Here is a 26,872-nt window from a genome sequence, read left to right on the forward strand (position 1 = left end):
GCGGCTTCAGCCGCGACGAGTGAAGACCAAAGCCACCTGGTACATTGCTGCGTCGGGACTGAAGTCCCTCCCACAACAACATCCGACCCATGCGCTGCTCCTACGGCATCGGATGGCGCCGCCGTCAGCCGCCGCTGCCCGTCACAAGGTATCGCGGTGCTTGCCGCGCCACGGCCGGTACCATTCGCGGATCGCGGCGATGTCCGCCTGCATGTCCTCGCCGGTCCACACCACCTCGCCGAGGCCGACGGTGCGGCTGGGGTAGTCGAAGTACACCGGGAAAATCGGCACCTGCGCGCCGTGGGCGATTTTCCAGAAGCCGGTCTTCCACTTCTCCACACGCTTGCGCGTGCCCTCGGGGGTGATCACGTACCACATGCGTTCGGCGCCGCGGATCAGCGCCACCGCCTGTTCGACCACGCCGCGCGGCGAGTTGCGGTCCAGCGGAATGCCGCCGAGCCTGCGCAGCAGCGGGCCCAGCGGCCACCAGAACAACTGGGTCTTGCCCAGCACGCGCACCTCGAAGCCGACCGCGAACTTGACCGCGAAGCCCAGGAACCCGTCCCAGTTGGACGAATGCGGGGCCACGATCATCACCAGCTTGGGCACGTTGGGGAACTCGCCCACGACCCGCCAGCCGGTCAGCCGCAAGGCGGTGCGGCCGAGCCAGCGCATGAAGCGGCTGGGCCTGACCATCGGCATGTTCGGGGGCGCTGCGGGCAGGCGGTAATCGCGTTCGGTCAAAAGTCACTCCCAGCGGCCGGGCGAGCGGCCGCGTTTGATCTGGCTGCGCTCGCGCTTGGCGTCCAGGCGTCGCAGCTTGGCGCCGTGCGAGGGTTTGGTGGCGATGCGCCGCTTCGGCACCGATAGCCCGGCGGCGATGAACTCGGCCAGGCGCTGGCGCGCATCGTCGCGGTTGCGGTCCTGGGTACGGAAGCGCTGCGCATCGATCACCAGCACCCCGTCGGCGGTGATGCGGCGGTCGCGCCGCGCCAGCAGGCGCGCACGCAGCGGCTCCGGCAGCGACGGCGAGCCGGCCAGGTCGAAACGCAACTCGACCGCGGTGGCGACCTTGTTGACGTTCTGCCCGCCGGCGCCGCTGGCGCGCACGAAGCGCTCGACGATTTCGTCCTCCGGAATCGTCAGGCTGCTCGAGATGTGGATGGCCCCGTTACCCATGGCGCGGATTGTAGGGTATTCGCCGGACCGCCCGGTTTCCGCGTCGGCGCCGCCTGAACGAGCCAGGGAGCGGACGCCGGCCGGTCGCACGTCCCCACGCGCGGCGGCGGCGGCGCGGCGATTGCCGTATTCTGGCCGCCGGTCATCGTTCTGCAGGATGCTCCATGCCCCCGATTCCACGCTTCTTCCAATGGCCGCAGCGCCTGCTGCTGGCCTTGCTGCTGGCCCTGGCCGCCCTCCCTGCGCTGGCCGAACCGCCCACCGATGCCGACGTCAACCGCCTGCTGTCGGCCTCGCGCGCGCAGAACATGCTCGACACCATGCTGCCGCAGATCGAGGCGATGCAGCGCCAGCAGTTCGCCCAGCTCACCGCGCAGCACCCGCTCGACGCCGCGCAGCAGCAGAAGCTGCAGCAGATCCAGGAGCGTACCCAGGCCACCGTGCGCAAGGCGCTGTCGTGGCAGGAGATGCGTCCGCTCTACGTCAACCTGTACAAGCAGACCTTCTCCAAGCAGGACGTGCTGGCGATGGCCGAGTTCTACGAGAGCCCGGCCGGCCAGAGCCTGCTCGACAAGACCCCGCAGCTGATGCAGAACCTGATGGGCGCGATCCAGCAGAAGATGACCCCGCTGTTCGCCGACCTGCAGAAGGACCTGGAACAGACGGTCAACGCGCCGCCGGCCAAGTGACACAGCGCTGGCCCTGCGCGTCGCAGGAGCGGCTTCGGCCGCGACCGGGCGTTACCGAGGAAGCCTGATCGCGGCTGAAGCCGCTCCTGCACTTCGTTGGCCAGCGAGGTAGCGAATGGTTCGCGCGGATCGTCCACCTATAACCGATCGATCAGGCGCGCCCGCATTCCCTGGACGGGCAACAGGGCATTTCAGTTGTCGATCAGAACATAGGCGACAGTTTCCCGATCCCCCCATGCGGAACAGTCCCCTGTCCCGTGCACGGTCACCGGCTTGCCTTGTGCGACGGCGCTCAGGATCAACGCGTACTGCGCTCTGCCGGAGTTGGTCGCCAATGACAATGACCACGGCGTACTCGAGCATGCAGGTGGATTTGTATGCGGCCCATCCAACGTGAAGAAGACGACATCCTGCGTGTGAGCCATTACCTGGATCACTTTTCCAGCGCCATCGCCTGCCCACGCAGAAAATGACAACGCGGAAAACATTGAAGCGAGAAGTGTCGAACGAACGCGGTTCCGCATGTCTCCCCCTTAGAATCAACGAAATTCAGTTTCGTACACTAGATAGAAATCACGTCCATCGCCATCCTGCCGAGAAAAGGACGGCGCTGCCTGCGGGAGCACGGCCAGGCCTGAGCGGCTCCGCACGCCGCGGCTGAAGCTCCCTCAATGCGTGCGCGGCGTGTGTCGGCGATTATTCCGCCACACCCCGTCCCACATCCACCTGCCACGGCGCCGGATCCCAGCCGAACAAGCCGAACGCCCGCACGAATTCCGCATCCAGCGGCGCCGTCACCGCGATCCGATGGCCGTCCGGGTGCGGAAACGCCAGGCGTTCGGCGTGCAGCAGCATGCGGTGCACGCCCTGCATGCGGAAGATGCGGTTGTGGCGGCCATCGCCATGGCTGGTGTCGCCGATCAGGTGATGCGAGAGGTGCTTGAGGTGGCGGCGGATCTGCCGGAAGCGCCCGGTCACCGGGCTGCAGCGCAGCAGCGCATAGCGCGAGGTGGCGAACTCGCCCGACGGCACCTGCAGTTCGCCGCAGGCCAGGCGCGCGAAGCGGGTCTGCGCCGGTTTCTTCAGGGGCTTGCCGGGGCCGCCGTCGAGGTCGTGGTCGACCTCGAAGCGATCTTCGGCCGGCCAGCCGCGGCAGATCGCCAGGTAATCCTTGTCCACTTCGCCCCCCATCAGCGCCTTGCCCAGGACGCTGGCGGTGTCGCGGTCGAAGGCCAGCAGCAGGCAGCCGCTGGTGGCACGGTCGAGCCGGTGCACCAGGAAGATGGGCCGACCCAGCTGTGCGCGCAGACGGTCGGCGAGGAAATCGTCCTCGCCGCGGGCGAGCTTGCTGTCGTGGACCATCAGCCGGGCGGGCTTGTCGACCACGGCGAGCAGTGGGTCTTGATAGAGGATCTGCAGGGAATCGGCGTCGGTATTCACTGCTGGATTATCCGCGCCGTGCCGCGGCGCGACAATGCGCATTGCAGGCAACGAGGCGCGTATGCAGGTGGCGCCGAGCGGCAGTGTCCGATGCACTGCGCCATGACCTCGCTCACGACAACGGCACCCATGGCACCGATGACGACGTGGCTGCAGCTCGCGCCGACGGTTGCTTGACCCGACGACGCACGTCGCGGGCAGGCACGCCGCCGCGCTGCGCCTACGCGTCCTTGACCGCCAGCAGTTCGCCGTTGCCGACGGGCAGCGTGGTGCAGGTGAACGCGGCATCGGCCTGCAACAGCGCAGCGAAGGGCGCCATCTCCGTCGCGTGCGACAGCGCGTTGTCCACGACCAGCAGCCCACACGGCCGCAGCACCCGGCGCAGTTGCGGCCACCAGTCGCAATACAGCGTGCGCTCGGCGTCCAGGAACACCAGGTCGAACGTGGCCGACGCCGCATCGGCCAGCCAGGCACCGGCATCGGTGAGGATCAGATCGACACAGCCCTCCACGCCGGCACTGGCGAAGTTGCGCCGCGCCAGCGCGATCTTGTGCGTGGCATATTCCAGCGTGGTCACGCCGCCACCCAGTGCCGCCGCGGCCTCGGCCAGCCACAGCGTGGAATAGCCGTTGGACGTGCCGATCTCCAGCACCCGCCGCGCACCTGTGGCGCGCACCAGCACCGCCAGCAGTTCGCCGGTCTCCGGGGTGATATTGAGCAGGCGCTGCGCGCGCTCGGGCTGGCCTGCATCGTGACGCGGACCTTCCTCACCGAGTTCGGCGCGCACCGCGTGCAGCCGCGCGCGATCCAGCGCCGCCACGCTCAGCGCCGCCACCACGCCGACAGCAAGGCCGCGATGCCGGCACCACCGCTGATCCAGGCCCACAGCGACACCCCGCCCAGCTGCGGCCCGCCCGCGTCGAGCGCGTACAGCAGCGTGGCCACGGTGAGCAGACCGACGCCGGCGATCGCCGCCACCACCCGCCGCTGCATGCGCCGCACCAGCAGGTTGAGTTCGAACAGGTCGCGCGAGCGCATCGACAGCTCGTGCCGGCCCTCGACCTGCTGGCGCAGCCAGCCGTGGATCAGCCGCGGCATGTCCGGCGCGTGGGTCATGATCTCCGGCAGGCGCTTGCGCAGTTCGTGCAGCGCGCGCTGCGGGCTGTAGCGCTCGATGAGGATGCGTTCGAGCACCGGCCGCGCCACCGCCCAGATGTCCAGTTCGGGATCGAGCTGGCGGCCGACGCCTTCGATGTTGAGCAGGGTCTTCTGCAGCAGGATCAGCTGCGGCTGCAGGGTCAGCTGGTAGCGCTGGGCCACGCGGAACAGCTTGATCAGTACCTCGGCCAGCGAGATCTGCGACAGCGGCCGGGTGAAGTACGGCTCGCACACCGAGCGCGCCGCCGCCTCCAGCTCGTCGATGCGCACGTTGGCCGGCATCCAGCCGGCCTCCACGTGCAGCTCGGCCATGCGCCGGTAATCCTTGTTGAAGATGGCCATGAAGTTCTCGGCCAGGTAGTACTGATCTTCCTGCGAGAGCTGGCCCATGATGCCGAAGTCCAGCGCGATGAAGCGCGGGTTGTCGCGGCGCGCCGGGTCGCTGTCGACCCAGATGTTGCCGGCGTGCGCATCGGCATGGAAGAAGTTGTCGCGGAACACCTGGGTGTAGAACACCCGCACGCCCTTGGCCGCCAGCGCGCGGCGGTCGATGCCGGCGGCGTCCAGCGAGGCGATGTCGTCGGAGGGGATGCCGCGCACCCGCTCCAGGGTCAGTGCGCGCTCGGCGGTGTGGGTCCAGATCACCTCGGGCACGTACAGGTCGTCCGAGTGCAGCCAGAAACGGCGCAGCACGCTGGCGTTGGCGCCCTCGCGCTGCAGGTCCAGCTCCGCGGCGAGGGTGGTCTCGATCTCGGCCACCACCTCGCGCGGGCGGATCTTGTCGGCGCGCGGATGGGTGCGCTCGACCAGTGCGGCGGCCGATTTCAGCAAGGCGATGTCGGCGTCGATCTGCCGCTCGATGTCCGGGCGCAGCACCTTGACCACCACTTCGCGGCCATCGTGCAGCGTCGCCGCGTGCACCTGCGCGATCGAGGCCGAGGCCAGCGGCTCGGTATCGAAGGTCGCGAACGCCACCGCGATCGGCCGCCCCAACGCCTGTTCCACGATGCGCCGCGCCGCCTCGCCGTCGAACGGGCGCACCCGGTCCTGCAGCAGGGTCAGTTCCTCGGCCACGTCCGGCGGCATCAGGTCGCGGCGGGTGGAGAGGATCTGCCCGAACTTGACGAAGATCGGCCCCAGGTCCTGCAGCGCCAGGCGCAGGCGGGCGCCGCGCGACTGTGCGGCGATGTCGGGGCTGGCGCGCGGCACGAACGGCTTGGCCAGGCGCAACCAACGCTCGGCCGGGGTGCCGTCGAGCAGGTCGTCCAGGCGATAGCGCAGGATCACCCGACCGATGCGGCTGGCGCGGAACATCGCCTTCATGCGCCGCGCTCCGGCTGCAGCCGCGCCACACGCGCGGCCAGGCGTTCGATGTCGTCGCGCAGCACGTCGACGTCGTCGTAGAAGGCCTCCAGCTCGGCGCGCGCGACCACGTCGCGCGACTCCTCGGTGACATATTCGGCCGCGCTCTGCGCCAGGTCCTGCGCACTGCGTCGGGCCTGCTGCAGCGCCGAGCGCGCGGTATTGGCCACCTGCACGCCGAGCACCTCGCCGAACACCTGCACGAACGGCCGCTGCCAATCCGGATCGAAGCGCGTCGCCAACTGCTGCAGGCGCCGCGCCAGTTCGGCATCGCCGGAGACCCGCACGCGCCCGCCGGGGCCGCCGGGGCGCCGCGCCTGCGCCAGGAACGGCAACTGCGCGAGCAGGCCGCCGAGGGTGCTGCGCACCGCCAGCTCCGGCTCCTGCGCCGGATCCACCGGACCGACCCGCAGCTGGGTGCCGTCGACGCGGATCTGCAGGGCCAGTGCCGGCGCCTCCAGGGTCAGCGCCACGCGCTGGCCGTCGAGGTCGCGCAGGGCCTCGCCGGTTTCCGGGTCCAGCGCCAGCGCGCGATTGAGCGCCGCTTCCAGCGCGCGGCCGGCCAGGGGCTTGAGAGCATCGAGGGGGGATCCAGACATCCCCGCATTCTAGCGGCAGACACGTCGCAAGGCCGTGCGCGGGGCGAGACAGATGTCCCGCCCGCTGCGCCGCGCGCCGCTACTGCGCCTGCGCGCCGCCCAGGTGCTTGCTCAGGAACGCCAGCAACTGCGTGTAGTAGGCGCGCCGGTGCGGCTCGGTATAGAAGCCGTGGCCCTCGTTGGGGAAATACAACGACTCCACCGGCACCCCGGCCTTCTTCAACGCCTTTTCCATGCGCTCGGTGTGTTCGATCGGCGCACGCTCGTCCTTGCCGCCGGCCGCCAGGAACACCGGCACGCGGATGCGCGCAGCCAGATTGACCGGCGACCGCGCCGCCAGGCTGTCGCGTTCGCCCAGCCAGTCGCCGGCCCAGGCCTTGGTCCAGCGCGCGTACCTGGCCTGATCGCGGTACATCGTTTCCAGGTCGTAGACGCCGACGTAGCCGGCCGCGCAACGGTACAGGTCCGGCTCCTTCGCCGCGCCCATCAGCGCGGCATAGGCGCCGTAGCTGGCGCCGTAGATGCAGATACGCGCGCCATCGGCGATGCCCTGGTCGATCGCCCAGCGGGTGGCATCGGTGAGATCGTCCTGCATGCGCCCGCCCCACTCCCGGGCACCGGCCTGGGTATAGGCGCGGCCGTAGTTGCCCGAGCCACGGTAGTTCACCCGCAACACCGCGTAGCCGGCTGCGGCCAGCACCTGCGCATCGTCGTCGAATTCCCAGCCATCGAAGAGGCCGAACGGCCCGCCATGTGGCAACAGCACCATCGGCAGCGGCTTGCCGGCCGGCGCCTGCAGCGGCAGGGTCAGATAACCGTACAGGGCCATCCCATCCCTGGCCTTGAAGGCGACCTCGCGGGTCGACGGCATCCGCTCCGGCACGAACCATTCGCGACGGCTGAACACCCGCTTGGCCGATTTGTCGACGGTGTCGAACAGAAAGTAATCGCCGTTGTTGCGATCGCTCCACACATAGAGCATCAGCAGGCGCCGATCGGCGGTGGCGGAGGTGATGTACACCGCATCGCCATTGAAGGCCTGCTCCAGCGCGCGGTACAGCCGCGCCGTCGGCGCGGTCTCGTCGAAGAAGCGGTTGTGCACACGGTCGCTCATGAACGACACGCCGATCGGGGTGCGGCCGTCCAGGTCGCGCAGCACCTGGTAGGGATCGACCTTCGCATCGCGCAGCAACGGCGTGGCGCGGTCGCTCTGCGGATCCCATGCCACCACCGTATCGGGCCCCTCGGCCTGCTCCACCTGCAGGTAGGCGATCCTGTCGTCCGCGGAAAAGCCGAGCGGGAAGCTGCGATGCCCGCTGCTGGCCTCGTCGTTGATCAGCTTCCACGGACTGGCGTCGTCGTTGCGGTAGAACAGCTTGTTGACCGTGCTGCCGGTCTCGGCACCCTGCGCGAAGCGCACGTGGCCGCCGTGATCGGTGACGAAGTCCGCACGCGCCACCGGGGCGCGCGCCACCGGCGTGCGTCGGTGGTTGTAGATGTCGAGCCTGTCCACATGCACGGTGGGGTCCTTGGTCTGCTCCACCACCGACACCAGCACCGCGCGCGGGTCGTCCGGCAAGGTGTCGAGCATGAACACCGACGGATCCAGGCCGGCCTTGTAGGTGACGCCGTTGACGCTGTCGTTGAGCCCGTAGGGGCTGGCCAGCAAGCGTGCATTCTTGCCGTCGGCGTCGATGGCATGCAGTTGGCCGATCGCCACCGGGCGGTCCAGTGCGCCCAGGCGCTCGGCCATCGACACCACGATGCGCTCGTCGCTGGCCCACCAGTAATCATGCACCACCGAATCGGCCTGACCCATGATCTTGGCCGAGACCTGCTTGTCGCTGCGCCGGATCACCGCCAGCACGGTGCGGTCCTCAAGGGGCGCGATCACTGCATAGTAGGCGCCAGTCGGAGAGATCTTGACCCGGTCGAACTGGTCGCGCTGCAGATACGGCGCCAGGTCCACCGGCGGCACCTGCGCGCACGCGCTCCCCGCAAGCGCAAGGCCTGCCCACACGATCCACGCTCGCATTCGATCCGCCCCTGTCCCCTGAGCGGAGGATGGTGACAAGCGCCGAGCGGAACGTCCAGCCCTGCCCCATCGCGCTGCCTCCGGGCGGCAGGCGCCCTCGCGGCGCGGAGCCCAGAAACGACTTGCCCGCGACGCAGGGCGCCGCGGGCAAGTATCGACGTTGGATTGTCGCGGCGGACTACACCTTGCCGCGGCGGAACATCGAGATCACCGCCAGGATCAGGAACACCACAAACAGGATCCAGGCGATGTTGGTCGCCGCGCCGGCGATGCCGCTGAAACCGAGCACGGCGGCGATGATGGCGATCACGAAGAAGATGATGGCGTAATGCAGCATGGCAATGTCCAGAAGGTTGTCGTGCCGAATCGGCGCGGCATCATCTTCGGAAACACGTGGTCGTCAGCGGGTGACGGACGTGTCGTGGCGCCATGACGACGCCAGCCGCTGCAGTCCATGCTCGATACTTACCTGCGGCACGTAGCCGAAGTCGCGCAGCGCCGGCTCCATGCTGTACCAGTGCGGGGTGCACAGCTGCTCGGCGAGGAACCGCGTCAGCGGCGGCTCGCCGCGCAGGCGCAGCAGCGGCCACAGGGTCTCGCAGGCGGCACCGATGCGGTAGGCGGCCTTGAACGAGAGCGTCCTGGTCACCGTCGGCGCGCCGACCGCGGCGAGCAGCTTGTTGAGCAGCTCGCGCATCGGCAGCGGCTCGCCGTTGGAAATGAAGTAGGCCTTGCCGGCGCAAGGCGCGCCCACCGCCAGGTGCTCGAAGGCGTCGAAGTGCGCCTGCGCGGCGTTGTCGATGTAGGTGGAATCGACCTTGTTGTCGCCGCTGCCGACCAGGCGCACGCGCCCGGCCTGCGCCCGCGCGACCAGCTTGGGCAGGATCTGGTTATCGCCCGGCCCCCAGATCAGCCGCGGGCGCAGCGCCACCACCGCCAGCTGCGCGTCGTTGGCGGCGAGCACCATACGCTCGGCGATCGCCTTGGTCGCCGCGTACGGCGCCTGGAAATCCTCGCCGTAGGGCACCTGGTCCGCGCCCAGGCCTTCGACCGGATGGGTGGCGCGGTGGGTCACGCTCGGTGTGGAGGTGTAGACCAAACGCGACACGCCGTGCAGGCGGCAGGCGGCCAGCACGTTCTCGGTGCCGACCACGTTGGGCTGGTAATAGCTGTCGTAGCTGCCCCAGGCACCGGCCTTGGCGGCGTTGTGGAACACCGCATCGGCGCCGGCCAGCGCATGCTGCAGCGCCTGCGCGTCGACCAGATCGCCCCGCACCTGGGCCACGCCCAAGGCCTGCAGTTCCGGGTAGTGGCCGCGGTTGTAGCTGACCACCTGGTGCCCGCGCGCCACCAACCCGCGGCACAGCGCCTGGCCCAGGAATCCACCGCCACCGGTCACCACGATCTTCATCGCCACACTCCATGATCAGGGCGGCCATTCTGGGGCCGGCCATGCGCCGCGCCAACGGTGTCCTGCTGCGCAGGCGCGCCGGTGCACATGCTGCGCGCGCTCATTTGCGCTGTTCCGCGGCCCACAGCGCCAGCTTCTCGCGGCCGATCTTGGCGTTGTGGCGGATGTCCACCGGAAAGCCCGGGTGGCTCAGGAAGTCGACGATGCCGGCCGTGTGCGCATGCGCGGCAGCGGTATCGCGCAGTCGCTGCTGCAGCGTCTGCAGTTCAGGACCGCTCGAGAGCATGGCGCCCACTTCCAGCTCGTAGCACAGCACCGGGCGCTGCTGCCCCGGCTCGCCGATGCCGACCAGGGCGGTGCGGCCGATGCCCGGCAGCGCGTTGAAGATCGGCTCCACCTGTTCGGTGTACAGCGGTCCCTGCGCGGTTTCCACGCGCTGGGTCTTGCGCCCGCAGAACCACAGCCGGCCCTGCGCGTCGAAATAGCCGACGTCGCCCATGCGGTGCACGACGCGCTCGCTGCCGTCGTCCAGGCGTTCGCGGATCTTGGCCAGGCGCGTGGCCGCATCGCGGTTGAAATAGGTGTCTGTGGCGGTCGGCCCGGCCACGGTGATCTCGCCGACGGTGCCGGTGGGGACTTCGCGCACGCCGCTCCACTCGGGAATCGCGGCGTCGTCGATGGCGATGATGCGCACCTGGTTGGGCGGCACCACCGTGCCGACGCAGGTGCCGGCACCGCGCTCGGTCGCCGCACGCGTGTCCTGCAGCTCGCGGCCCTCGATCACCGCCACCGGCAGGCACTCGGTGGCGCCGTAGGGCGTCCAGAACTGGCCGTCCTCCGGCAGCAGTCTGCGGATCCGCGCCACCACGTCCGGCGGCACCGGCGCGCCGGCCGAGGTGGCGCAGCGCACGTTGGTCAACGGCTTGCCGTAGTCGGCCAGCACGCGCATCAGCGCCGGCGAGCCGAACAGCTGGGTCACGCCGAAGCGCTGCATCGCATCGTGCAGCTTGCGCGGGTCGACCTTGGCCGGACGCGTCGGGTCCATGTCCGGGATCACCGAGGTCAGCCCCAGCGCCGGGTCGAACAGCGCGAACGGCGGGAAAGTGGGCAGATCGATCCCGCCAGGCTGCATGTCGAAGGCATTGCGCATCAGCTCGATCTGGCCGACGAAATGCCGGTGCCGGTAGACCACGCCCTTGGGCACGCCGGTGGAGCCGCTGGTGAACAGGATCGCGGCGACGTCGTCCGCGGCCGTGTCTGCGAGCTGGCTGCCGGCGCCCTGGCCGGCGCGCTCGATCCGCGCCAGCGTGGTGCCGCCCCAGGCCCAGCGCCGGCCGACGGTGACGATCCGTTTCGCCGAGCGCGCCCAGCCGAGCAGACGCCGCGCCAGCTGCGCCAGCGGAATGCCGATGAAGGCCTCCGGCTGCGCCTCGTCCAGGCATTGCTTGAGCGCGCGGCGGTCGATGCCCGGATCGACCAGCACCGGCACCGCGCCGGCCTTGAACAGCGCGAACATCAGCAGGAAGAACTCCGGCGACGGCCGCACCATCACCACCGTGCGGGTGCCGCGGCCGATGCCGTAGCCGCCCAGGCCGGCGGCGATGGCATCGCTGCGCGCGTCCAGTTGCGCGTAGCTCAGGGTCACGTCGTAGGCGGCCATGCCGCCGGCACCGGGCCGGCCGGGGCAGCGCATGGCGATCTGGTCCGGGCGCTCACGCGCCAGCCGCGGCAGCGTGGCCGCGATGTTGCAGGTCGTGGTCATGGGCCGATTATCGCCGATGCGCCGGGCCATGGCCGACGACCTCCCGTCGCCCGCGGCCGCGGCTGAATGCCGGCGTGCTTGCAGCGTGCCGCGGTTCGGTCAGAATGCCGCGCCCCCCACCGCTGTTCGCCGCGCAAGGCCCGGCCGCCATGTCCCATCCCTGCCTCACCTGCGGCGCCTGCTGCGCCTACTTCCGCGTCAGTTTCCACTGGAGCGAAGCCGATCCCGCGCTGGGCGGCAGGGTCCCGTTCGAGCTGACCGAGCCGCTGCGCACCCATGAGCGGGTGATGCGCGGCACCTCGCAGGCACAGCCGCGCTGCATCGCCCTGGACGCGGACATCGGCCGCTACAGTCGCTGCAGCATCCACGAGCGGAGGCCGTCGGTGTGTGCGGCAGTGCCGGCCTCGCTGGAATTCGGCGAACGCAGCGCGCAATGCGACAAGTCGCGGCTGGCGCACGGCCTGCCGCTGCTGACCCTGGCCGACTGGGACGGCGTGGTCGAACGCAATCTGCCGGACGCCTGAGCGGCGGCGGCGCCAACACGGCAGGGGGGCCGTAGCATCTGCCCTTGTCGCCGCGGGACCAGCCGCGATCCGCGTTCCCGGCAACGCCCGATCGCGGCTGTAGCCGCTCCTACGCAAACTCCTGCAAACGCCCATCCTGGCGGCACCCGAAGAGCGGCGGACGCGCGCCGCATTGGCTCAGCGGTGCTTCCACGCCGTCGGCACCGGATTGGTCACGGTGTTCTTTTCCAGGGTGTAGGTGCCGTTCTGCTGGGCGATGGCCTCGCCGGTATCGACGATCGCGTTCTGGATGAAGACGTTCCTGTCCTCGCCACGGATGAAGGTCAACTGGTGGAAGGCGGTCTTGTTGCCCCAGTCCTCCGACGGCAGCGAGATGAAGCGGATCGTGTAGGTCTGGTCGTCGAAGCTGCCCTGCAGCACGTACACGCCGTAGTGGTTCTCGCCCTGCGAAATGATCTTGTACATACCGTTGCTGTAGTAATAGATCTCCGCATCGGGGAACGGCTTCTTGTCGTACAGCTTGCGGTAGTGCAGCACCTGCTTCCAGGTGGGCTGGCCGAATCCGACCGTCAGCGTCTTGCCGTCCGCGGACGTGGTCAGGTCTTCCGCATGCGCACCAGGCACGCTCATCGCCGTCAACAGCATCGCCATCGCCATCGCTTTCACTCTCTGTCTCCTGTCCGATTGCGTGCAGCGTCGGCTTCTGCGCGACGCGCACGTCAGCGGCGACTGTACCCAGCCGACAATGTTGCATCACGGCAATCGGTAGCAGTTTGCGCGCGCCCGTGTAGACGATCCACGGCGCAACGCCGGCGGCAATCCCCTTCCTGCATGTGCGGCGCGCCGCAGGAAGACGCCGGCATCTGTCCGGCGTGCGTGCTCAAGACAGTGGATGCGCGTCCAGAAACCGGCGGATCGCCGGCACCAGCACCTCGTGCTTGTCTTCCAGCACGTAGTGGTTGGCATCCTCGAAGGCCATCACCTCGGCCTGCGGCAACGCGCGGCGGAAGCCTTCCAGGAAATGATGGTCGAAGCAGATGTCGCGCAGGCCCCAGCCGATGAAGGCGGGGCGATCGGCGAACGACGGCAATGCCTGCTCGGCCCGCGCCAGCAGCGACCAGGCCTTGTCCGCCGGCGACAGCGGAATGTCCTGCATGAAGCGGATCGTGGAAATGCGGTTGGCCCAATTGTCGTACGGCGCCACGTAGGCGCGACGCACATCGGCAGGCATGCGTCGCGACACGCCCAGCCACGACGCGCCCGAAGAGAATGCATTGAACGTGCGGATGAACCACTCGCCCAGGCGCCAGTGCCGGCCCATCGCGATCTGCCACGGCATCGGCTTGGCCGCCGGCAGCGGGAACGCCGCGGTATTGGTGATGACCAGGCGCCGCACCTGCGCATGGTGCGACAGCGCCCAGCCGAAACCGATCATGCCGCCCCAGTCGTGCACCGCCAGCGTCACCGGTCCGTCGATGCGCAGATGCCGCAGCAGCGCGTCCAGGTCGTCCACGCGCGACTGCAGGGTGTACTCGTAGCCCGGCCGCGCGCCCGGCGCATCGTCCGGCTTGTCCGACAGGCCCATGCCGATGTGGTCGGGCACGATGCAGCGGTAGCGGTCCGACAGCCCGCTCACCAGCGTGCGCCACAGATAGCTCCACGACGGATTGCCGTGCAGCATCACCACCACCTCGCCGTCGCGCGGACCTTCGTCGAGATAGGACATGTGCAGCCCCGGGCGGACCTGGAAGCGCTGCGGGGTGAAGGGATAGCCGGGGTAGTTCATGCGGGGGACCGATGCGAGATGGGGGAGGAAGACGGCGCCGCCGCGGCGCATGGCGCATTGCCGTCGGCGTGCGGCACTGGGGAACTCATAACGGCTGCGCACCCTCGCTGAGGATGTCCAGATAAGCCTGATAGGCGAACACGCGGTGCCGCTGCTGCCCGGTGAGTTCGTTGACGATGTCCAGATCCTGCAGGGTGCGGATGGCGGCACGGATCGTCGGTGCGCTGAGCGGCAAATGCGGCTGGACCTGTGGCACGCCCAGCAGGACACGACGGGCGAACTGCTCGTACACCAGGCCCACGTTGCCAGCGCGCGTTCCCAATCCGGCGATACGTGTGCGGTCGGCCGCCAGCAGCGCCAGCAGGCGCTGCGCGGTGGACACCGCCTGTTGCGCGGTGTCTGCAACGCCCTCGAGAAAGAAATCCAGCCAGCCTTCCCAGTCGCCCTCGGTGCGTACCGCGTTGAGGCGCTCGTAATAACGCGCGCGATGGCGCTTGAAGAACAGGCTCAGGTACAGGCTGGGCGCGCGCAGCACACCTTCGTTGCACAGGATCAACGCGATCAGCAGCCGCCCCAGCCTGCCGTTGCCATCGCTGAAGGGATGGATGGTTTCGAACTGCACATGTGCCAGGGCTGCCTTGACCATCGGCGAGACGTCGCGGCCCGGCGCGTGCAGGAAGCGCTCGAAGGCGGCCAGCACCGCATCCAGGGCTTCCGGCGGCGGCGGCACGAAGTGCGCCAACGCCGGCGAGGCACCGCCGATCCAGACCTGGCCCGAACGGAATTCGCCCGGACGTTTGCCGGCACCACGCCCACCTTGCAACAGCAGCGCGTGCATTTCGCGGATCAGGCGCAGCGACAGCGTGAAGTCATCCTCGCGCAAGCGCCGCAGCCCGTGGTTCAGCGCAGCGACGTAGTTGGAGACTTCTTCGACGTCGTCCAGAGGCACACCCGGTGCCTCGTCCAGCTCGAACAGCAGCAGATCGGACAGCGACGATTGCGTGCCCTCGATCTGCGAGGACAGGACCGCTTCCTTGCGCACGTAGTGGTAGAGGAACAGCTCCGGGTCCGGCAGCATCAGGGTGATGCCATCGAGGCGACCAAGCGCCTGGTCGGCCTGCTCCTTGCGCGCGATCAGCAGCGGCGCCGCCAACTGCAGCGGCGGCTCGGGCGGCAGCGGATCAGGAACGAACGCCTGATAACGGCTGCCCGCCAGCGACCCGGGGACATAGTGTCCGGTACAGCGTCGAGACGACATCAGGCGATCCTTGCCGTGGCCGGAGACGGCTCTTAAGAAAGAAATTTAGCAAATTTCTTTCTAAACCCCCAAATACGGCGCGCAAGGAAAATTTGCGCGCCTGTCCTGCGCCTGGCGCTTACCAAACCACCTCGGCCATCGAGCAGTTCAAGCCCGAGCCGATGCCCATCAGCGCGATCCGGTCGCCCTTCTTCAGGCGGCCCAGCTCACGCAGCTTGCTCAGCACGATCGGCACGCTGGCCGGGCCGATGTTGCCGTATTCGCCGAAGATGGTCATGACCTTCTTCTGGTCGATCCCGAAGCTCTTCATGAAGGCCTTGGTGTGCGGGAGGCTGACCTGGTGGATGACGAACTGGTCCAGTTCGTCCACCGCCCACCCCAGCGCCTGCCGCGCGGCGGCGAAGGTCTTCTGGCCCAGCTTGAGGCCTTCGATCAGCAGCATGCGGGTGTCGGTGACCATGCGGTCCATGTTGCCCCGGCACAGGGTGTTCCACTGCGTGGCCGAGCGGGTCACGCCACCGCGGTAGCGCGGCGCATCCGGTGCCAGGTCGGTACGCGCCATCACCATCGCCACCGCACCGCAACCCAGGGTCAGGGTCGCCATTTCGTCGCGGAAGGCGTCGGCGGTCAGGTCCTGCGAGGCCATCCGCTCCAGGGTCTTCTCGTACACCAGGTTGGCGGTCTCGCCATCGACCACCATCGCATAGTCGATATCGCCACGCTCGATCATGCGCGCCGCGATGTCCATGCCGTTGATGAAGGCCAGGCAGGCGTTGGCGACGTCGAAGGTCATGCACTGCTCGCTCACGCCCAGATTGCCGGCGACGATGCTGGCGGTGGACGGCTCCAGGTAATCGCGACTCACCGACGTGTTGACCAGCAGCCCGACCTGCCCCGCCTCGATGCCCGCATCGCCCATCGCCTTGCGTGCCGCCAGCGTCGCCACGTCGGACGCCTGCAGGTCCTGGTCCCACATGCGCCGCGCGTGGACGCCGGCGATGTCGCCGAGCACGTCGGCCCGGATCCGCAGCCGGTCCAGGGTAGGCTGCAGGCGCGCGTTGATCTGCTTGGAGGTCAGCGTGTGCGGCGCGTCGATATGCGCCAGTCCCGCGATCGAGACGTTGGTGAAGAGCATCGAGGTGTGCGCCAGGGTCAGGCGAGGGGGCGCCAATTCTAGCGGTTACACCGTTTTACCGCATCTTTAACAAATCCCCGGAAAGCGTATGGTCTGAGCGGTTCAGCGGCCGCCGCACTGGTAGGCGGTGAAACGCTGGTCGCCATCGACCGGGTCGCCCATCGCCTGCACGGTGTTGGCGCCCACGCCGGGCGCCTCGTTGCGGGCCAGGGTCTCCAGCTCCTCGCGCACCCGCAGCGGGTTGCGCTGGTAGAAGCCGACGCTGCTCTTCACCGACACCACCACCTCGCCGCGCTTCTCGCAGCCGCTGGCGGCCTGACCGGGCGGCAGGACCCGTACCCCTTTGCCTTCCGGCGCCATCGGCACCCAGGTGCAGCCGGCGAGCGTGGCGAGCAGGACGAAGGCGATCGGTAGACGCATGGACGGGCCCGTTGGCAGGTGAATCCGGATTGTGCCGCAAAACGCTGAATCGGCCATGACACCGTCGGCCTGCCGGCGCCGGCAGGCAGCGCGCGCCGGCCATCGCCGACGCGCACCTGCCGCACTCAGCGCGGCGCCGGGACCGCCGCTGCGCCCTGCGGCACCCCGTCGGCATCGATCACGGTGACCTCGCCCAGCTTCAGCGCGCGCACCGGCGCCTCGATCTGCTTGAGGTCGCCCACCACCACCCAGGTCAAGGTGTTCGGGTCGAGCATCGACGCCGCCTCGCGCACCTGCGCCGGGGTCATCGCCTCGATCTCGGCCTTGCGCTTGAACACGTAGTCGTCGGGGCGGCCATAGCGGACGATGCCGCCGATCGCGCCCATCACCGCGCTGGCGGTCTCATAGGCGCCCGGCAGGCTCAGGGTCTGGATGTTGCGGATGCGCGTCACCTCCTCCGCCGTCGGCGGTGCCTTGCCGCTCGCGAAGGCGCTGATCTCCTTGTACATCTCCTGCAGCGCCGGGGCGGTCTTGTCGATCTGCACCGGGGCCGAGGCGGTCCACGGCCGCTGGCCGAGGGCGCTGGCCGCGCCGCTGCGCGCGCCGTAGGACCAATGCTTGTTCTCGCGCAGGTTCATGTTCAGGCGCGAGGTGAAGTCGCCGCCGATCACGCCATTGGCGATGTCGAAGCGGACCGCCGCCGGATCGGTGGTCGGCGGCACCAGTTCGGAGGCGAACAGGTTGGCCTGCACCGCGCCGGGCTGGTCTATCAGGTACACGCGTGGCTTGGCCGGCCGCGCCACGCGGGCCGGGACCGGCACCGAGGGCGCCGTCCCTTCGCCCTTCCAGTCGCCGAACTGCGCGTCCAGCAGCGGCACGATCTCGGCCAGGGTGGTGTCGCCGACCACGATCAGGGTGGCGTGCTCCGGGCGCACCCAGTCGCGGTGGAAGTCGACCAGATCCTCGCGCTGCAGGGCCGCGATCGCCGCCTCGGTGCCGATGCCGCTGAACGGCATCGCGTAGGGATGGCCGACGCCGTACAGCAGCGGCGGCAGCACCCGCATCGCCACGCCGTTGGGCTGGGCCTTCTCCTGGCGGATGCTGGCGATCCAGCTGGCGCGGACCCGTTCGATCTCGTTCGGCGCGAAGCGCGGCCGCCGCAGCATGTCCGCGTACAGCGCCAGCGACGGCGCCAGGTTCTCCTTCAGCGCTGACAGGTAGGCATTGCTGCCGTCCAGCGCAGCGCCGGCCGCCAGCGACGCCCCCAATGCCTCGGCCGCATCGGCGAACGCCAGCGCATCGCGCTCGCCGGCGCCATCGTCGAGCATGCCCATGGTGAAGTTGGCCGTCCCCGGCTTGCGCCCCTGGTCGGCGCTGTAGCCGCCCTGGAACTCGTAGCTGAACTGCACCACCGGTACCTCGTGGCGTTCGGCCAGGATCACCGTGGTGCCGTTCTTCAGCGTCGCGCGCTGCAGCGTCGGGAACGTCAGTTTCGGAAACTGGGTGGTCTTGGGCGGGCCGGCGCTGCGGTCGACCACGCTGGGCAGGGTGCGGTACTTGGGATCGACCGGCGGCGGATTCAGCGGCGCCGGTTGCACCGTCGGCTCCTCGGCCTGCGCCACGCGTTCGCCCGGCTGCACCAGCAGGGTGTAGTCGCCCTTGCCCAGCCACTTGCGGCCGACGGCGGTGAGATCGCGCGGGCGGGTCTCGGCGATGGTCGCCAGCGAGGTACGGAAGCAGCCGGGGTCGCCGGTGTACACCGCGCACTCGGCCAGCACGTCGGCCTTGCCGCCGAAGCCGCCGATGCGCTCGACGCCACGGATGAAGCCGGCGCGGAAGGCGGTCTTGGCGCGCGCCAGTTCGGCCTTGTCCGGCCCCTTGTCCAGCAGCCGGCGCAGCTCCTCGTCGATCGCCGCCTCGACCCTGGCCGGGTCCACGCCCTGCTTGACCATGGCGATGATGCCGAAGCCGGAGCCGAGCTGCGACGGCCAGACCGAGGCGCTGACCATATCCACCAGCTTGTCCTGGTGGACCAGGCGCCGGTCCAGCCGCGAGGAGGTGGTGCCGCCCAACACCTGCGCCAGCAGTTGCAGGCGGTCGACGTCCTCGGTGCCGGTCTGCGCCACGTTCCAGACGCGGTAGATCCGCGTCTGCGGCACCTTGTCGGTCATGGTCTCGCGGGTGGACTGGCTGCGCTGGGCCACGTCGACCTTGGGCTGGGCCATGCTCGGGCCGGCCGGGATGTCGCCGAAGTAGCGCGTCACCTTCTCCTTGGCCGTGGCTACGTCGATGTCGCCGGCCAGCACCAGCACCGCGTTGTTGGGGCCGTACCAGGTGCGGAACCACTGCTTCACGTCGGCCAGCGAGGCCGCGTTGAGGTCGTTCATCGAGCCGATGACGGTGTGGTGGTACGGGTGGCCGGCCGGGTACAGCGCGCGACTCAGCCGGCTCCAGGCCTGCCCGTACGGCTGGTTTTCGCCCTGGCGCTTCTCGTTCTGCACCACCCCGCGCTGCTCGTCCAGCGCCGCCTGATCGATGGCGCCGAGCAGGTGGCCCATGCGGTCCGACTCCATCCACAGCGCCATGTCCAGCGCGGTGGTCGGCACGTTCTCGAAGTAATTGGTGCGGTCGCTGTTGGTGGTGCCGTTCTGGTCGGTGACGCCGACCTGCTTGAACGGCTCGAAGAACTCGCCGTGGTGGTTCTCGCTGCCCTGGAACATCAGGTGCTCGAACAGATGCGCGAACCCGGTGCGCCCGGCCGGCTCGTCCTTGGCGCCGACGTGGTACCAGAGGTTGACCGCCACGATCGGCGCCTTGCGATCGGTGTGCACCACCACCCGCAACCCATTGGGCAGGGTGAATTGCTCGTAGGCGATATCCACCGACGCGGCGGCAGCAGGCGTGGCCGCCGTCGAAGGCGGCGCGTAGCTCAATGCGCCGAGCGCGACGGACAGGGCGACGGCCAGCAGGGCGCCACGCGGGCGGGTCGAGACGGTCATGCGGATTCCTTCTTCCTTGGGGCGAGTGAAACAGCCGGTGAATGCCGATCGTACCGGGCGTACCGCACGGCGCGCAGTCCGCCGTTGTCGCTGACGTCCTTTTCAACGGCGTCGCAACCCCACCACCCACGGGGCGGCTGCCGCCGCCAACGGCGCCACCTGTCCGCGTCCGGCGTACGCGAGCGCCCGGGTGTCCGCCCGCGGACACTTTGAGCGACAAAATTTCCCTTCAAATACAGCAACTTGAAGTTGGCACGCGGCCTGCTTACACATCCTCAAGCGCAAGAGCCACCGGCATCAAGTGAATGAAAGCTTAATAAAGCAACCGAGCGCAAAAAAGTTCTTGCAACCCCTGATTAGGTGTACTACATTACTACCACACCACTGATCAACAACACCAACGAGGCCCGCCATGAAGACCACCACCCTGCTCCTGACCGCCGCCATCGCCGCCCTGTTCGCCGCGCCGTCCTTCGCCGCCGCGCAGATCACCACCCTGGAGACCGTGCAGGTGCGCCCGTCGGCCGACCAGATCGCCCAGCGCAACGTCGAGCAGACCAGCGGCATCGCCACCCTGGCGGCGGTGCAGGTGCGCCCCTCCGCCGAGCAGATCGCCCAGCGCGACGCCGAACTGTCCAGCGGCATCACCACCCTGGCCGCGGTGCAGGTACGCCCGTCGGCCGAGCAGCTCGCCGAGCGCAACCAGGAGCAGGCCGCCAGCCAGCACGTGGTGACCCTGGCCACCGTGCAGGTGCGTCCGGATGCGGACATGGGCAGCATGCTGGCGATCGGCGACGTGGTCGGCGAGACGCTGGACACCGCGATGCTGCAGCTGCAGCCGAGCCTGCAGAAGTTGGGCCAGGACCTGGCGGTCGGCCTGGTGCGCTGAATCGGCACCAAGGCCTCCGCGCCGGCGCGTACACTGCGCCGATGATCGCCACCCCAACGCTGCACGTTCTGCTGTACCAGCCCGAAATTCCGCCCAACACGGGCAACGTCATCCGTCTCTGCGCCAACACCGGCGCGCAACTGCACCTGATCGAGCCGCTGGGCTTCGACCTCGGCGACCGTCAGCTCAAGCGCGCCGGCCTGGATTACCACGAGTACGCACGATTGCAGGTCCATGCGTCGCTGGATGCGGCCCTGCAGGCCATCGCCCCGCGCCGCCTGTTCGCCCTCAGCACCCGCAGCAGCACCCGCTACGACACGCCCGCCTTCGCCGACGGCGACGCCTTCCTGTTCGGCCCGGAAACCCGCGGCCTGCCGGACACGGTGCTGGAGCAAGTGCCCGACGCGCAGCGCCTGCGCCTGCCGATGCAGCCGCACAACCGCAGCCTCAACCTGTCCAACGCGGTCGCGGTGGTGGTGTTCGAGGCGTGGCGGCAATTGGGCTTTCCCGGCGCCGACTGAGCGTACGGCGCGCGTCGCCTGGCAACGCGCCATCCGATGTTCTATCGCTGCATCGCTGACGCAGCACGCGGCGGCACTGCAGGCGTCAGGACAGATCGTGCAGGTCCTTGCCCAGTACCGGCCCCAGGCTCCAGTCGGAGAAGCGGACCTTCAATCCTTCCCGTTCCGGCGTGCACGTCATCGGGCCGACGAGGTAGGAGGAGGCGACCGGGAACGGGCACAACCGCACCAGCGGCCAGGATTTCCCGTCGCGCGAGACCTGCAGGCGCAGCACGCCCTTGTCCACGGTGGCGCGCATCCAGAAATCCGACGCGTCCGCTTCGTACGGGCCGGTGGCCCAGTCCGAACGGCCGTCGGTCAATACGCTGCTGAGCATCGGCCGCCCATCGCTCAGTTCGATGCCGGCCTTGACCCAGCGGCGCTCGTCGACCCGCACCATGAGGCCGGCCTGATCGTAGAGCTGCTCGAACTTGCTGCGCACGCGCAATTGGCAGGTGAAGCGCGCGGGCGCGGCGATGCCGAGGAAATGCCCGCTGTCGCGGGTGAATCCGTAATGGGTTTCGCGCCAGAAATCGCCGCCCTTGTCGGTGACGACCTCGAGTACGCCGCCCGGCAGGATCCGATGGACCTTGGGCGCGTTGAGCCAGGTGCCCGCCTCCCAGCCGGAAGCTGCCCCCGCGCGCGCACCGCTCGCCAGCACGACGCTGCCGGCGGCGAGCCCACCCAGGGTCGCCCGACGACCGGTATCCACGTCCTGCTCCCCGGAATTCGCCATCGCACTGCTCCTCACGTCGCTGTTTCGGAGGCGCCATCGCGGCGATGGCCTTCGTCGACCTCATTGGCGAATTTGTACATCTGTGCCAATTGAGGCGTCAACCGCGACCTGCGATCATCGGCCTTCGTCGAGACAGCGTTGGACAGGCATGAGCGGCAGGACCTGGCGCCAGGATCCGCACCGGAAGGAAGCGATCGAGCAGGCCGCGCTGCGGGTGATCCTGGACCACGGCGTCACCGGCACCACCTTCCGCAAGGTCGCCGAGGCAGCCGGCGTTCCGCTCAGCGCCACCACCTACTATTTCGGCTCGATGCACGACCTGCTGGTCGCCGCGTTCACCCGCTTCTCCCAAGACGTGTCCGCCGACTTCGCCGCCGAAATCCGCACCGCGCAGAATCGCGACCAGGCCTGCGAGGCGGTGGTGAACATCATCTTCGCCGAGGGGACGGCGTCCCCGCGGGTGCTGCTGCTGAGCTACGAACTGTATGCGTTCGCCCGCCGGCATCCGGAGATGACCGCGATCATGCAGCAGTGGATGGCCAGGAGCCGGGCCGCCCTGGAAACGCAGTTCTCCGTCGCCGCATCCGCCGCCATCGACGCCTTCATCGAAGGCGCGACCATCCACCGCTCGGTGGTGCCCATGGACAGGCAGCGCGTCCGCGCAGCGATCGAGACGCTTGCCGCGCTGTAGCGTGCCGCTCGCACGCGGTGGGCGTCGCCACCTGCGCTGACAGTCCTGATATTCCCTGTTGCCTGGAATGCAACGGCGCGCATCACAACACTGCATCGCGAGCGCCTGAACGGCGCGTTTAATTTATGGACTGGTCGGTTTGGGATTCAGGGCGAGTTCGGGTCGCTAACGGATAATTTACATATCGGCAGCGAACGGCCCCACGCCTCAGCGCCGACAAACCAATAACGAAGGTACCCCGATTATGAAGACCTCTCTGCTTGCTCTCGGCCTCCTGGCCACCCTGCCGTTCGCCGCTTCGGCCGCCGAAGGCCTTTCCTACAACTATGCCGAAGCCGGCTACGTCAAGACCGACGCCAGCGGCGGCGATGCCGACGGCTGGGCGGTCAAGGGTTCCTACGCGTTCCACCCGAACTTCAGCGTGTTCGGCGACTTCAACCGCCAGAAGACCGACTTTGCCGACGCACGCGTCGACCAGTGGCGCGTCGGTGCCGGCTACAACCACGAGATCGCGACCAGCACCGACCTGGTGACCCGCGTGGCCTACAACCGTTTCGCCCCGGAATACGGCACCAAGTTCAACGGCTGGAGCGCCGAAGCGGGTATCCGCACCGCGTTCAACCCGTACTTGGAAGTCTATGCCCTGGGTGGTTACGAGGACTACCTGAAGAAGGACGGCGTCAATCCGGAAGGCACCTTCTACGGCCGTCTGGGCGCCCAGGCCAAGCTGAACCAGAACTGGGGCCTGAGCGCCGACCTGAAGATGGACCGCCACGGCGACAAGGAATGGTTCGTCGGCCCGCGCTTCAGCTGGTAAGCGTTGCCTAGCGCCGCGCGCGTCGTCTCTCTCCCGCCGCGCGCGGTTCGGAAAGCCCGGTCCTACGACCGGGCTTTTTTTTGCCTGCCGATCCGGCGCATCGTTGACCCACGGATATGCAGACACGCAAACGCCCGGCCAGGCCGGGCGCTTTCGTGTCCGGCGGCAGCCGGATCAACTGAACAAGGTGGTCGGGTACTCGGGCTTCTGTTCGCGCGCCAGCAGCTGCTGCAGGCCGACCGCCGGGGTCAGCTCGCCATGCAGGACCGCGCGCACCGCGTTGGAGATCGGCAGATCGATGCCGTGGCGCTCGGCCTGGCGCATCACCTCGTCGGCGGTCTGCACCGACTCGACCACCTGGCCGATCGCGCGCACCGCCTCCTGCAGCGGTTGCCCACGGCCCAGCGCCAGGCCAAGCCGACGGTTGCGCGAGAGGTCGCCGGTACAGGTGAGCACCAGGTCGCCGAGTCCGGCCAGCCCCATCAGGGTTTCCGGCTTGGCGCCGATCGCCGCGGCCAGCCGCAGCATCTCGTTGAGGCCGCGGGTGATCAGGCCGGCACGGGCGTTGAGGCCCAGTTCCATGCCGTCGGCCACGCCGGTGGCCACCGCCAGCACGTTCTTCATCGCCCCGCCCAACTCGGCGCCGACCATGTCGTCGCCGGTATAGGCGCGGAAGGTCGGGCCGTGCATCGCATCGGCGACCTGCTGCGCGAACGCGGCATCGCCGTGCACGGTCACCGCGGTCGGCAGGTCCAGGGCCACTTCCTTGGCGAAGGACGGGCCGGTGACCACCGCCAGCGGGACCTCCTCGCCGAGGATCTCCTGCGCCACTTCGTGCAGGAACCGCCCGGACCCGGGCTCGAAGCCCTTGGTCGCCCAGGCCACGCCGGCCTGCGTCGGGCGCAGCGGCGCGAGCTGGCGCAGGGTTTCGGTGAACGCATGCGACGGCACCACCACCAGGATCCAGTCGGCGCCGTCGATGGCCGCCGCCAGGTCGGTGGTGGCCTGCAGGCCCTCCGGCAGCGCGATCCCCGGCAAATAGCGCGGGTTTTCGTGGCGCTGCCCGATGGCCTCGGCGACCACGGCGTCGCGGCCCCACAGCACGGTCGGATACCCGTGCCGTGCGGTCAGCGACGCCAGCGCCGTGCCCCAGGAGCCGGCGCCGAGGACGGCGATCTTCTTCTTGGCGTTATCGCGCATGCGCAACGGCGAACGCGCTCAGGCGTTGCCGGCCGGCTCCGAATCGGCCAGCGACTGGCCCTCGCCCTGCTGCGCGCGCTGGCGCAGGGTCTCGGCGTACAGGGCCTCGAAGTTGATCGGCTGCAGGAAGAACGGCGGGAAGCCGCCGGCCTGGATCAGGTCGCTGACCAGCGAGCGCACGTACGGGAACAGGATGCTCGGGCACTGGGTGCCGAGCAGCACGTCCACCGCCTGCGGGTCCAGGCCGACCAGGCCGAACACGCCGGCCTGCTGCACTTCGGCCACGTAGGCGGTCTTGCCGCCGGCGGTGCAGGTCAGGGTCACGGCCAGCACGACTTCGAAGGCCTGCTCGTTCAGCTGCTGCACGCGCTGGTTGAGGTTGAGCTGCAGTTCCGGCTGCGCGTTGTCGTTGAACACCGACGGCGCGTTGGGGGACTCGAAGGACACGTCCTTGACGTAGATCTTCTCAATGGTGAAAGCGGGACCGGCCGCGGCGTCGGCCGGCGCCGCGGCGCCGTTGTTGGTGAGGTCGGACATTGCTTGACTCCGGTGGATTCGGTAACAGAAAGAAACGGGATTATCACACGCCGGCCGCGACCCTCGAGGTCTGGCCGGACGCGCTGTCTCAGCGGCCCTTGACCAGCGGCAGCTCGGCCTGCTGCCAGGCGGCGATGCCGCCCTCGAGCACGTAGACCTGCTCGAAGCCGGCCTTCTTCAACTGCTTGGCGGCGCCGTCGGCGGTGGTGCCGGTGCGGCAGACCAGCACCACCGGCTGCGCCTTGGCGTTGGCCACCAGCTTGTGCTCGGGGCCGAACTGGCTGGCGGTGGCATTGCGGCTGCCGGCGATGTGCCCCTTCTCGAAATCGGCCGAGGCCGACAGGTCGACCACCACCGCATTGCCGGCGTTGATCAGGCGGGTCAGCTCCGCCGGCCGCAGGCTCTTGTAGCCACGGAACAGGCGCGCCACTTCGGTGACGATCAGGGCGATGGTCAGGCCCACCAGGGCCAGGGCCAGCATCGGGTTGCGGCCGGCGAAGGCCAGCAGTTCTTCGAAGTTCACGGGACTCGGGGGCTGGAAGCGGGCGCCGATTGTCGCACAGCTCGGCGACCGCGCTACTGGCCGTTCCACAGGTCCGGCAGGCCATCCTGCAGCCACCAGGTCTTGGCCTCGGGGTCCCAGCGCCAACGCTCGCGGTAGCGGACGATGCGCTCGGCCTGGGTATTGCGGTTGATCACGCCCAGTTCGATCTCGCGCAGGGCCTCGCCGTCGCCGACCGCGCCGCCGCCGACCTTGTAGGAGGAGACCTGGATCTGCCGGTAGCGCTCCAGTTGCAGGTCGGTCAGCGGATGCGCCTGGCGGTAGGCCGGGTCGACCACCTGCCAGGCGGTCTCGAACTCGCTCCAGCGCACCGCCGCGGCGTAGGCGGTCTGCAGATCGTCGAGCTTGCGCTGTTGCGCGCGGCTGCCGGCCACGGCCGCGCCGGTCCAGCCCAGCAGCAACAGCAGCGCGAGCGCGCGGAACATCGAGGGCATGGCGGCGTCCAGGTGGCGGCGCGCGGGGCGCGCGATCCGCGCATCCTACCCCTTGGCGAGGGCCACGAAGCGACCGCTCAGGGTCGCCGCAGCGGCCGCGCCGGGCGCGCCGACCTGGGCCTGGATGCCGATGCGGGCGCGGCCGCGCTGGCGGAAGGTATTCACGAACACGGCCCAGTCGGCCTCCGCGTCGGCATTGGCCTGGGCATGCAGATCGGCGTACAGCGGCGACAGGTAGCGCACCTGGCTGTCGGCGACATAGACGTCGGCCTGCAGGCCGGCGCGGTGCAGCTCGCAGTTGACCAGTCCCCAGCCAGCCAGGGTCATCACTGAGCCCAGGCTGCCGCCGAAGGCGTTGCCCTTGTCGTTAATGTTGGCCGCCAGTGGTGCGACCAGTTGCAGGCGCTGCTCGGCATACTCGTGCACGGCGACCTGCAGCGCCGCCACCGGCGGCATGGCTTGGAACTGCCGTTGCAACTGCTGCAGGAACGCCTCGAAGGAAAGATCCGCTGCCATGGTGCGATTGTGCTGCCGGTGGGGGCTCGCATAATGCCTGGCATGAGCGCGCATGCAACCGCCGCCCCGGCCTGGACCCTGATCTCGCTGCGCCCGCAGGGCGAGCACGCGCCGCTGCGGCGGGCCGCGGCGCGCTGTGGCGCACGGGTGCTGGCGGTGTCGCCGTGGCGGAT

Annotated in this window: 29 protein-coding genes and 1 pseudogene; 7 read left to right on the forward strand and 23 right to left on the reverse strand. The window is 68.9% G+C overall.

Features of this window, described 5'->3' with window-relative positions:
- Positions 1-141: 141 nt before the first annotated feature.
- Entirely contained in the window at positions 142-696 is a 555-nt protein-coding gene (locus tag D183_RS0103225) for a lysophospholipid acyltransferase family protein (protein ID WP_017915508.1), read from the reverse strand.
- 51 nt (positions 697-747) lie between these two features.
- Positions 748-1,179: an alternative ribosome rescue aminoacyl-tRNA hydrolase ArfB gene (arfB, locus tag D183_RS0103230; RefSeq protein WP_017907723.1), complete on the reverse strand. Its 432-nt coding sequence runs from the start codon at positions 1,177-1,179 to the stop codon at positions 748-750.
- Between the two features lie 164 nt (positions 1,180-1,343).
- On the opposite strand from arfB, the gene D183_RS0103235 reads away from it, so the two are divergent.
- On the forward strand, positions 1,344-1,868 hold the full coding sequence (locus D183_RS0103235; protein ID WP_017907724.1) for a DUF2059 domain-containing protein: 525 nt from the start codon (positions 1,344-1,346) through the stop codon (positions 1,866-1,868).
- Between the two features lie 191 nt (positions 1,869-2,059).
- On the opposite strand, the gene D183_RS27705 is transcribed toward D183_RS0103235, so the two are convergent.
- From D183_RS27705 to oleC, 9 genes are all read right to left on the reverse strand, one after another.
- Positions 2,060-2,356 carry a hypothetical protein gene (locus D183_RS27705; RefSeq protein WP_198527632.1) on the reverse strand — a complete coding sequence of 99 codons (297 nt, stop codon included), beginning with the start codon at positions 2,354-2,356 and terminating at the stop codon, positions 2,060-2,062.
- 208 nt (positions 2,357-2,564) lie between these two features.
- Positions 2,565-3,350: a pseudouridine synthase gene (locus tag D183_RS0103240; protein ID WP_026144144.1), complete on the reverse strand. Its 786-nt coding sequence runs from the start codon at positions 3,348-3,350 to the stop codon at positions 2,565-2,567.
- 178 nt (positions 3,351-3,528) lie between these two features.
- On the reverse strand, positions 3,529-4,146 hold the full coding sequence (locus D183_RS0103245; protein ID WP_017907726.1) for an O-methyltransferase: 618 nt from the start codon (positions 4,144-4,146) through the stop codon (positions 3,529-3,531).
- Positions 4,131-5,789 (reverse strand): ubiquinone biosynthesis regulatory protein kinase UbiB, encoded by a 1,659-nt coding sequence (gene ubiB, locus D183_RS0103250; protein ID WP_017907727.1) that lies wholly within the window; start codon positions 5,787-5,789, stop codon positions 4,131-4,133. The genes D183_RS0103245 and ubiB overlap by 16 nt, the downstream gene beginning before the upstream one ends.
- On the reverse strand, positions 5,786-6,427 hold the full coding sequence (locus D183_RS0103255; protein ID WP_017907728.1) for a ubiquinone biosynthesis accessory factor UbiJ: 642 nt from the start codon (positions 6,425-6,427) through the stop codon (positions 5,786-5,788). The genes ubiB and D183_RS0103255 overlap by 4 nt, the downstream gene beginning before the upstream one ends.
- Before the next feature lie 79 nt (positions 6,428-6,506).
- Positions 6,507-8,462, reverse strand: a complete 1,956-nt coding sequence (locus D183_RS0103260) for an alpha/beta hydrolase family protein (RefSeq protein WP_026144146.1) — start codon at positions 8,460-8,462, stop codon at positions 6,507-6,509.
- Positions 8,463-8,640: 178 nt separating this feature from the next.
- A complete protein-coding gene (locus D183_RS26260; RefSeq protein WP_003468167.1) occupies positions 8,641-8,799 on the reverse strand; it encodes a DUF1328 domain-containing protein in 159 nt (52 codons plus the stop codon).
- 63 nt (positions 8,800-8,862) lie between these two features.
- A complete protein-coding gene (gene oleD / locus D183_RS0103270; protein WP_017907730.1) occupies positions 8,863-9,873 on the reverse strand; it encodes a 2-alkyl-3-oxoalkanoate reductase in 1,011 nt (336 codons plus the stop codon).
- 100 nt (positions 9,874-9,973) lie between these two features.
- Positions 9,974-11,635, reverse strand: coding sequence for an olefin beta-lactone synthetase (gene oleC, locus D183_RS0103275; protein ID WP_017907731.1), 1,662 nt, complete (start codon positions 11,633-11,635; stop codon positions 9,974-9,976).
- 149 nt (positions 11,636-11,784) lie between these two features.
- On the opposite strand from oleC, the gene D183_RS0103280 reads away from it, so the two are divergent.
- Positions 11,785-12,159 (forward strand): YkgJ family cysteine cluster protein, encoded by a 375-nt coding sequence (locus tag D183_RS0103280; RefSeq protein WP_017911452.1) that lies wholly within the window; start codon positions 11,785-11,787, stop codon positions 12,157-12,159.
- A 177-nt stretch (positions 12,160-12,336) separates the two neighbouring features.
- Here D183_RS0103280 and D183_RS0103285 read toward each other — a convergent pair whose 3' ends face one another.
- The 6 genes from D183_RS0103285 to D183_RS0103310 all read right to left on the reverse strand — a co-directional run bounded on the left by D183_RS0103285 (position 12,337) and on the right by D183_RS0103310 (position 19,757).
- A complete protein-coding gene (locus D183_RS0103285; protein ID WP_017907733.1) occupies positions 12,337-12,816 on the reverse strand; it encodes a hypothetical protein in 480 nt (159 codons plus the stop codon).
- Between the two features lie 223 nt (positions 12,817-13,039).
- Positions 13,040-13,945 carry an alpha/beta fold hydrolase gene (locus D183_RS0103290; protein ID WP_017907734.1) on the reverse strand — a complete coding sequence of 302 codons (906 nt, stop codon included), beginning with the start codon at positions 13,943-13,945 and terminating at the stop codon, positions 13,040-13,042.
- An 85-nt stretch (positions 13,946-14,030) separates the two neighbouring features.
- Positions 14,031-15,203 (reverse strand): Fic family protein, encoded by a 1,173-nt coding sequence (locus tag D183_RS0103295; protein WP_198527633.1) that lies wholly within the window; start codon positions 15,201-15,203, stop codon positions 14,031-14,033.
- Positions 15,204-15,321: 118 nt separating this feature from the next.
- Entirely contained in the window at positions 15,322-16,338 is a 1,017-nt protein-coding gene (locus D183_RS0103300; protein WP_017907736.1) for a 3-oxoacyl-ACP synthase III, read from the reverse strand.
- Positions 16,339-16,440: 102 nt separating this feature from the next.
- Positions 16,441-16,758, reverse strand: coding sequence for a DUF4156 domain-containing protein (locus D183_RS0103305; RefSeq protein WP_017907737.1), 318 nt, complete (start codon positions 16,756-16,758; stop codon positions 16,441-16,443).
- 125 nt (positions 16,759-16,883) lie between these two features.
- The gene (locus tag D183_RS0103310) at positions 16,884-19,757 is read right to left on the reverse strand and encodes a M16 family metallopeptidase (RefSeq protein ID WP_017907738.1); all 2,874 of its coding nucleotides are present in this window, start codon (positions 19,755-19,757) and stop codon (positions 16,884-16,886) included.
- Positions 19,758-20,169: 412 nt separating this feature from the next.
- On the opposite strand from D183_RS0103310, the gene D183_RS0103315 reads away from it, so the two are divergent.
- Both D183_RS0103315 and D183_RS0103320 read left to right on the forward strand, forming a co-directional pair.
- On the forward strand, positions 20,170-20,646 hold the full coding sequence (locus D183_RS0103315) for a hypothetical protein (protein ID WP_017907739.1): 477 nt from the start codon (positions 20,170-20,172) through the stop codon (positions 20,644-20,646).
- Positions 20,647-20,687: 41 nt separating this feature from the next.
- Positions 20,688-21,167 carry a tRNA (cytidine(34)-2'-O)-methyltransferase gene (locus tag D183_RS0103320; protein WP_017907740.1) on the forward strand — a complete coding sequence of 160 codons (480 nt, stop codon included), beginning with the start codon at positions 20,688-20,690 and terminating at the stop codon, positions 21,165-21,167.
- Positions 21,168-21,252: 85 nt separating this feature from the next.
- Here D183_RS0103320 and D183_RS0103325 read toward each other — a convergent pair whose 3' ends face one another.
- Positions 21,253-21,942, reverse strand: a complete 690-nt coding sequence (locus tag D183_RS0103325) for a DUF1349 domain-containing protein (RefSeq protein ID WP_017907741.1) — start codon at positions 21,940-21,942, stop codon at positions 21,253-21,255.
- A gap of 148 nt (positions 21,943-22,090) precedes the next feature.
- Here D183_RS0103325 and D183_RS0103330 point away from each other — a divergent pair, with 148 nt between their 5' ends.
- Both D183_RS0103330 and D183_RS0103335 read left to right on the forward strand, forming a co-directional pair.
- Entirely contained in the window at positions 22,091-22,633 is a 543-nt protein-coding gene (locus D183_RS0103330; protein WP_017907742.1) for a TetR/AcrR family transcriptional regulator, read from the forward strand.
- Between the two features lie 244 nt (positions 22,634-22,877).
- The gene (locus D183_RS0103335; protein WP_017907743.1) at positions 22,878-23,450 is read left to right on the forward strand and encodes an OmpO family porin; all 573 of its coding nucleotides are present in this window, start codon (positions 22,878-22,880) and stop codon (positions 23,448-23,450) included.
- A gap of 174 nt (positions 23,451-23,624) precedes the next feature.
- Here the strand turns inward: D183_RS0103335 and D183_RS0103340 are convergent, their stop codons facing one another.
- The 5 genes from D183_RS0103340 to D183_RS0103360 all read right to left on the reverse strand — a co-directional run bounded on the left by D183_RS0103340 (position 23,625) and on the right by D183_RS0103360 (position 26,699).
- Positions 23,625-24,650, reverse strand: a complete 1,026-nt coding sequence (locus tag D183_RS0103340) for an NAD(P)H-dependent glycerol-3-phosphate dehydrogenase (RefSeq protein WP_026144148.1) — start codon at positions 24,648-24,650, stop codon at positions 23,625-23,627.
- A gap of 18 nt (positions 24,651-24,668) precedes the next feature.
- A complete protein-coding gene (gene secB / locus D183_RS0103345; protein WP_017907745.1) occupies positions 24,669-25,187 on the reverse strand; it encodes a protein-export chaperone SecB in 519 nt (172 codons plus the stop codon).
- An 88-nt stretch (positions 25,188-25,275) separates the two neighbouring features.
- Entirely contained in the window at positions 25,276-25,710 is a 435-nt protein-coding gene (locus tag D183_RS0103350; RefSeq protein WP_017907746.1) for a rhodanese-like domain-containing protein, read from the reverse strand.
- A 53-nt stretch (positions 25,711-25,763) separates the two neighbouring features.
- Entirely contained in the window at positions 25,764-26,183 is a 420-nt protein-coding gene (locus tag D183_RS0103355; RefSeq protein ID WP_026144149.1) for a hypothetical protein, read from the reverse strand.
- 45 nt (positions 26,184-26,228) lie between these two features.
- A complete protein-coding gene (locus D183_RS0103360; protein ID WP_017907748.1) occupies positions 26,229-26,699 on the reverse strand; it encodes a YiiD C-terminal domain-containing protein in 471 nt (156 codons plus the stop codon).
- Positions 26,700-26,741: 42 nt separating this feature from the next.
- Between D183_RS0103360 and D183_RS26830 the strand changes: the two are divergent.
- Positions 26,742-26,872, forward strand: a pseudogene (locus D183_RS26830) (uroporphyrinogen-III synthase); the annotation flags it as partial.

The sequence above is a fragment of the Xanthomonas sp. SHU 199 genome (assembly GCF_000364665.1).
Classification (GTDB): Bacteria; Pseudomonadota; Gammaproteobacteria; order Xanthomonadales; family Xanthomonadaceae; genus Xanthomonas_A; species Xanthomonas_A sontii.

What these genes read in the sequence shown, in the direction of transcription:
- D183_RS0103225 (WP_017915508.1), bottom strand. Translation starts at nt 696, where the DNA reads ATGGTCAGGCCCAGCCGCTTCATGCGCTGGCTCGGCCGCACCGCCTTG.
- arfB (WP_017907723.1), bottom strand. Translation starts at nt 1,179, where the DNA reads ATGGGTAACGGGGCCATCCACATCTCGAGCAGCCTGACGATTCCGGAG.
- D183_RS0103235 (WP_017907724.1), top strand. Translation starts at nt 1,344, where the DNA reads ATGCCCCCGATTCCACGCTTCTTCCAATGGCCGCAGCGCCTGCTGCTG.
- D183_RS27705 (WP_198527632.1), bottom strand. Translation starts at nt 2,356, where the DNA reads ATGTTTTCCGCGTTGTCATTTTCTGCGTGGGCAGGCGATGGCGCTGGA.
- D183_RS0103240 (WP_026144144.1), bottom strand. Translation starts at nt 3,350, where the DNA reads ATGCGCATTGTCGCGCCGCGGCACGGCGCGGATAATCCAGCAGTGAAT.
- ubiB (WP_017907727.1), bottom strand. Translation starts at nt 5,789, where the DNA reads ATGAAGGCGATGTTCCGCGCCAGCCGCATCGGTCGGGTGATCCTGCGC.
- D183_RS0103255 (WP_017907728.1), bottom strand. Translation starts at nt 6,427, where the DNA reads ATGTCTGGATCCCCCCTCGATGCTCTCAAGCCCCTGGCCGGCCGCGCG.
- D183_RS0103260 (WP_026144146.1), bottom strand. Translation starts at nt 8,462, where the DNA reads ATGCGAGCGTGGATCGTGTGGGCAGGCCTTGCGCTTGCGGGGAGCGCG.
- D183_RS26260 (WP_003468167.1), bottom strand. Translation starts at nt 8,799, where the DNA reads ATGCTGCATTACGCCATCATCTTCTTCGTGATCGCCATCATCGCCGCC.
- oleD (WP_017907730.1), bottom strand. Translation starts at nt 9,873, where the DNA reads ATGAAGATCGTGGTGACCGGTGGCGGTGGATTCCTGGGCCAGGCGCTG.
- oleC (WP_017907731.1), bottom strand. Translation starts at nt 11,635, where the DNA reads ATGACCACGACCTGCAACATCGCGGCCACGCTGCCGCGGCTGGCGCGT.
- D183_RS0103280 (WP_017911452.1), top strand. Translation starts at nt 11,785, where the DNA reads ATGTCCCATCCCTGCCTCACCTGCGGCGCCTGCTGCGCCTACTTCCGC.
- D183_RS0103285 (WP_017907733.1), bottom strand. Translation starts at nt 12,816, where the DNA reads ATGGCGATGGCGATGCTGTTGACGGCGATGAGCGTGCCTGGTGCGCAT.
- D183_RS0103290 (WP_017907734.1), bottom strand. Translation starts at nt 13,945, where the DNA reads ATGAACTACCCCGGCTATCCCTTCACCCCGCAGCGCTTCCAGGTCCGC.
- D183_RS0103295 (WP_198527633.1), bottom strand. Translation starts at nt 15,203, where the DNA reads ATGTCGTCTCGACGCTGTACCGGACACTATGTCCCCGGGTCGCTGGCG.
- D183_RS0103300 (WP_017907736.1), bottom strand. Translation starts at nt 16,338, where the DNA reads ATGCTCTTCACCAACGTCTCGATCGCGGGACTGGCGCATATCGACGCG.
- D183_RS0103305 (WP_017907737.1), bottom strand. Translation starts at nt 16,758, where the DNA reads ATGCGTCTACCGATCGCCTTCGTCCTGCTCGCCACGCTCGCCGGCTGC.
- D183_RS0103310 (WP_017907738.1), bottom strand. Translation starts at nt 19,757, where the DNA reads ATGACCGTCTCGACCCGCCCGCGTGGCGCCCTGCTGGCCGTCGCCCTG.
- D183_RS0103315 (WP_017907739.1), top strand. Translation starts at nt 20,170, where the DNA reads ATGAAGACCACCACCCTGCTCCTGACCGCCGCCATCGCCGCCCTGTTC.
- D183_RS0103320 (WP_017907740.1), top strand. Translation starts at nt 20,688, where the DNA reads ATGATCGCCACCCCAACGCTGCACGTTCTGCTGTACCAGCCCGAAATT.
- D183_RS0103325 (WP_017907741.1), bottom strand. Translation starts at nt 21,942, where the DNA reads ATGGCGAATTCCGGGGAGCAGGACGTGGATACCGGTCGTCGGGCGACC.
- D183_RS0103330 (WP_017907742.1), top strand. Translation starts at nt 22,091, where the DNA reads ATGAGCGGCAGGACCTGGCGCCAGGATCCGCACCGGAAGGAAGCGATC.
- D183_RS0103335 (WP_017907743.1), top strand. Translation starts at nt 22,878, where the DNA reads ATGAAGACCTCTCTGCTTGCTCTCGGCCTCCTGGCCACCCTGCCGTTC.
- D183_RS0103340 (WP_026144148.1), bottom strand. Translation starts at nt 24,650, where the DNA reads ATGCGCGATAACGCCAAGAAGAAGATCGCCGTCCTCGGCGCCGGCTCC.
- secB (WP_017907745.1), bottom strand. Translation starts at nt 25,187, where the DNA reads ATGTCCGACCTCACCAACAACGGCGCCGCGGCGCCGGCCGACGCCGCG.
- D183_RS0103355 (WP_026144149.1), bottom strand. Translation starts at nt 26,183, where the DNA reads ATGCCCTCGATGTTCCGCGCGCTCGCGCTGCTGTTGCTGCTGGGCTGG.
- D183_RS0103360 (WP_017907748.1), bottom strand. Translation starts at nt 26,699, where the DNA reads ATGGCAGCGGATCTTTCCTTCGAGGCGTTCCTGCAGCAGTTGCAACGG.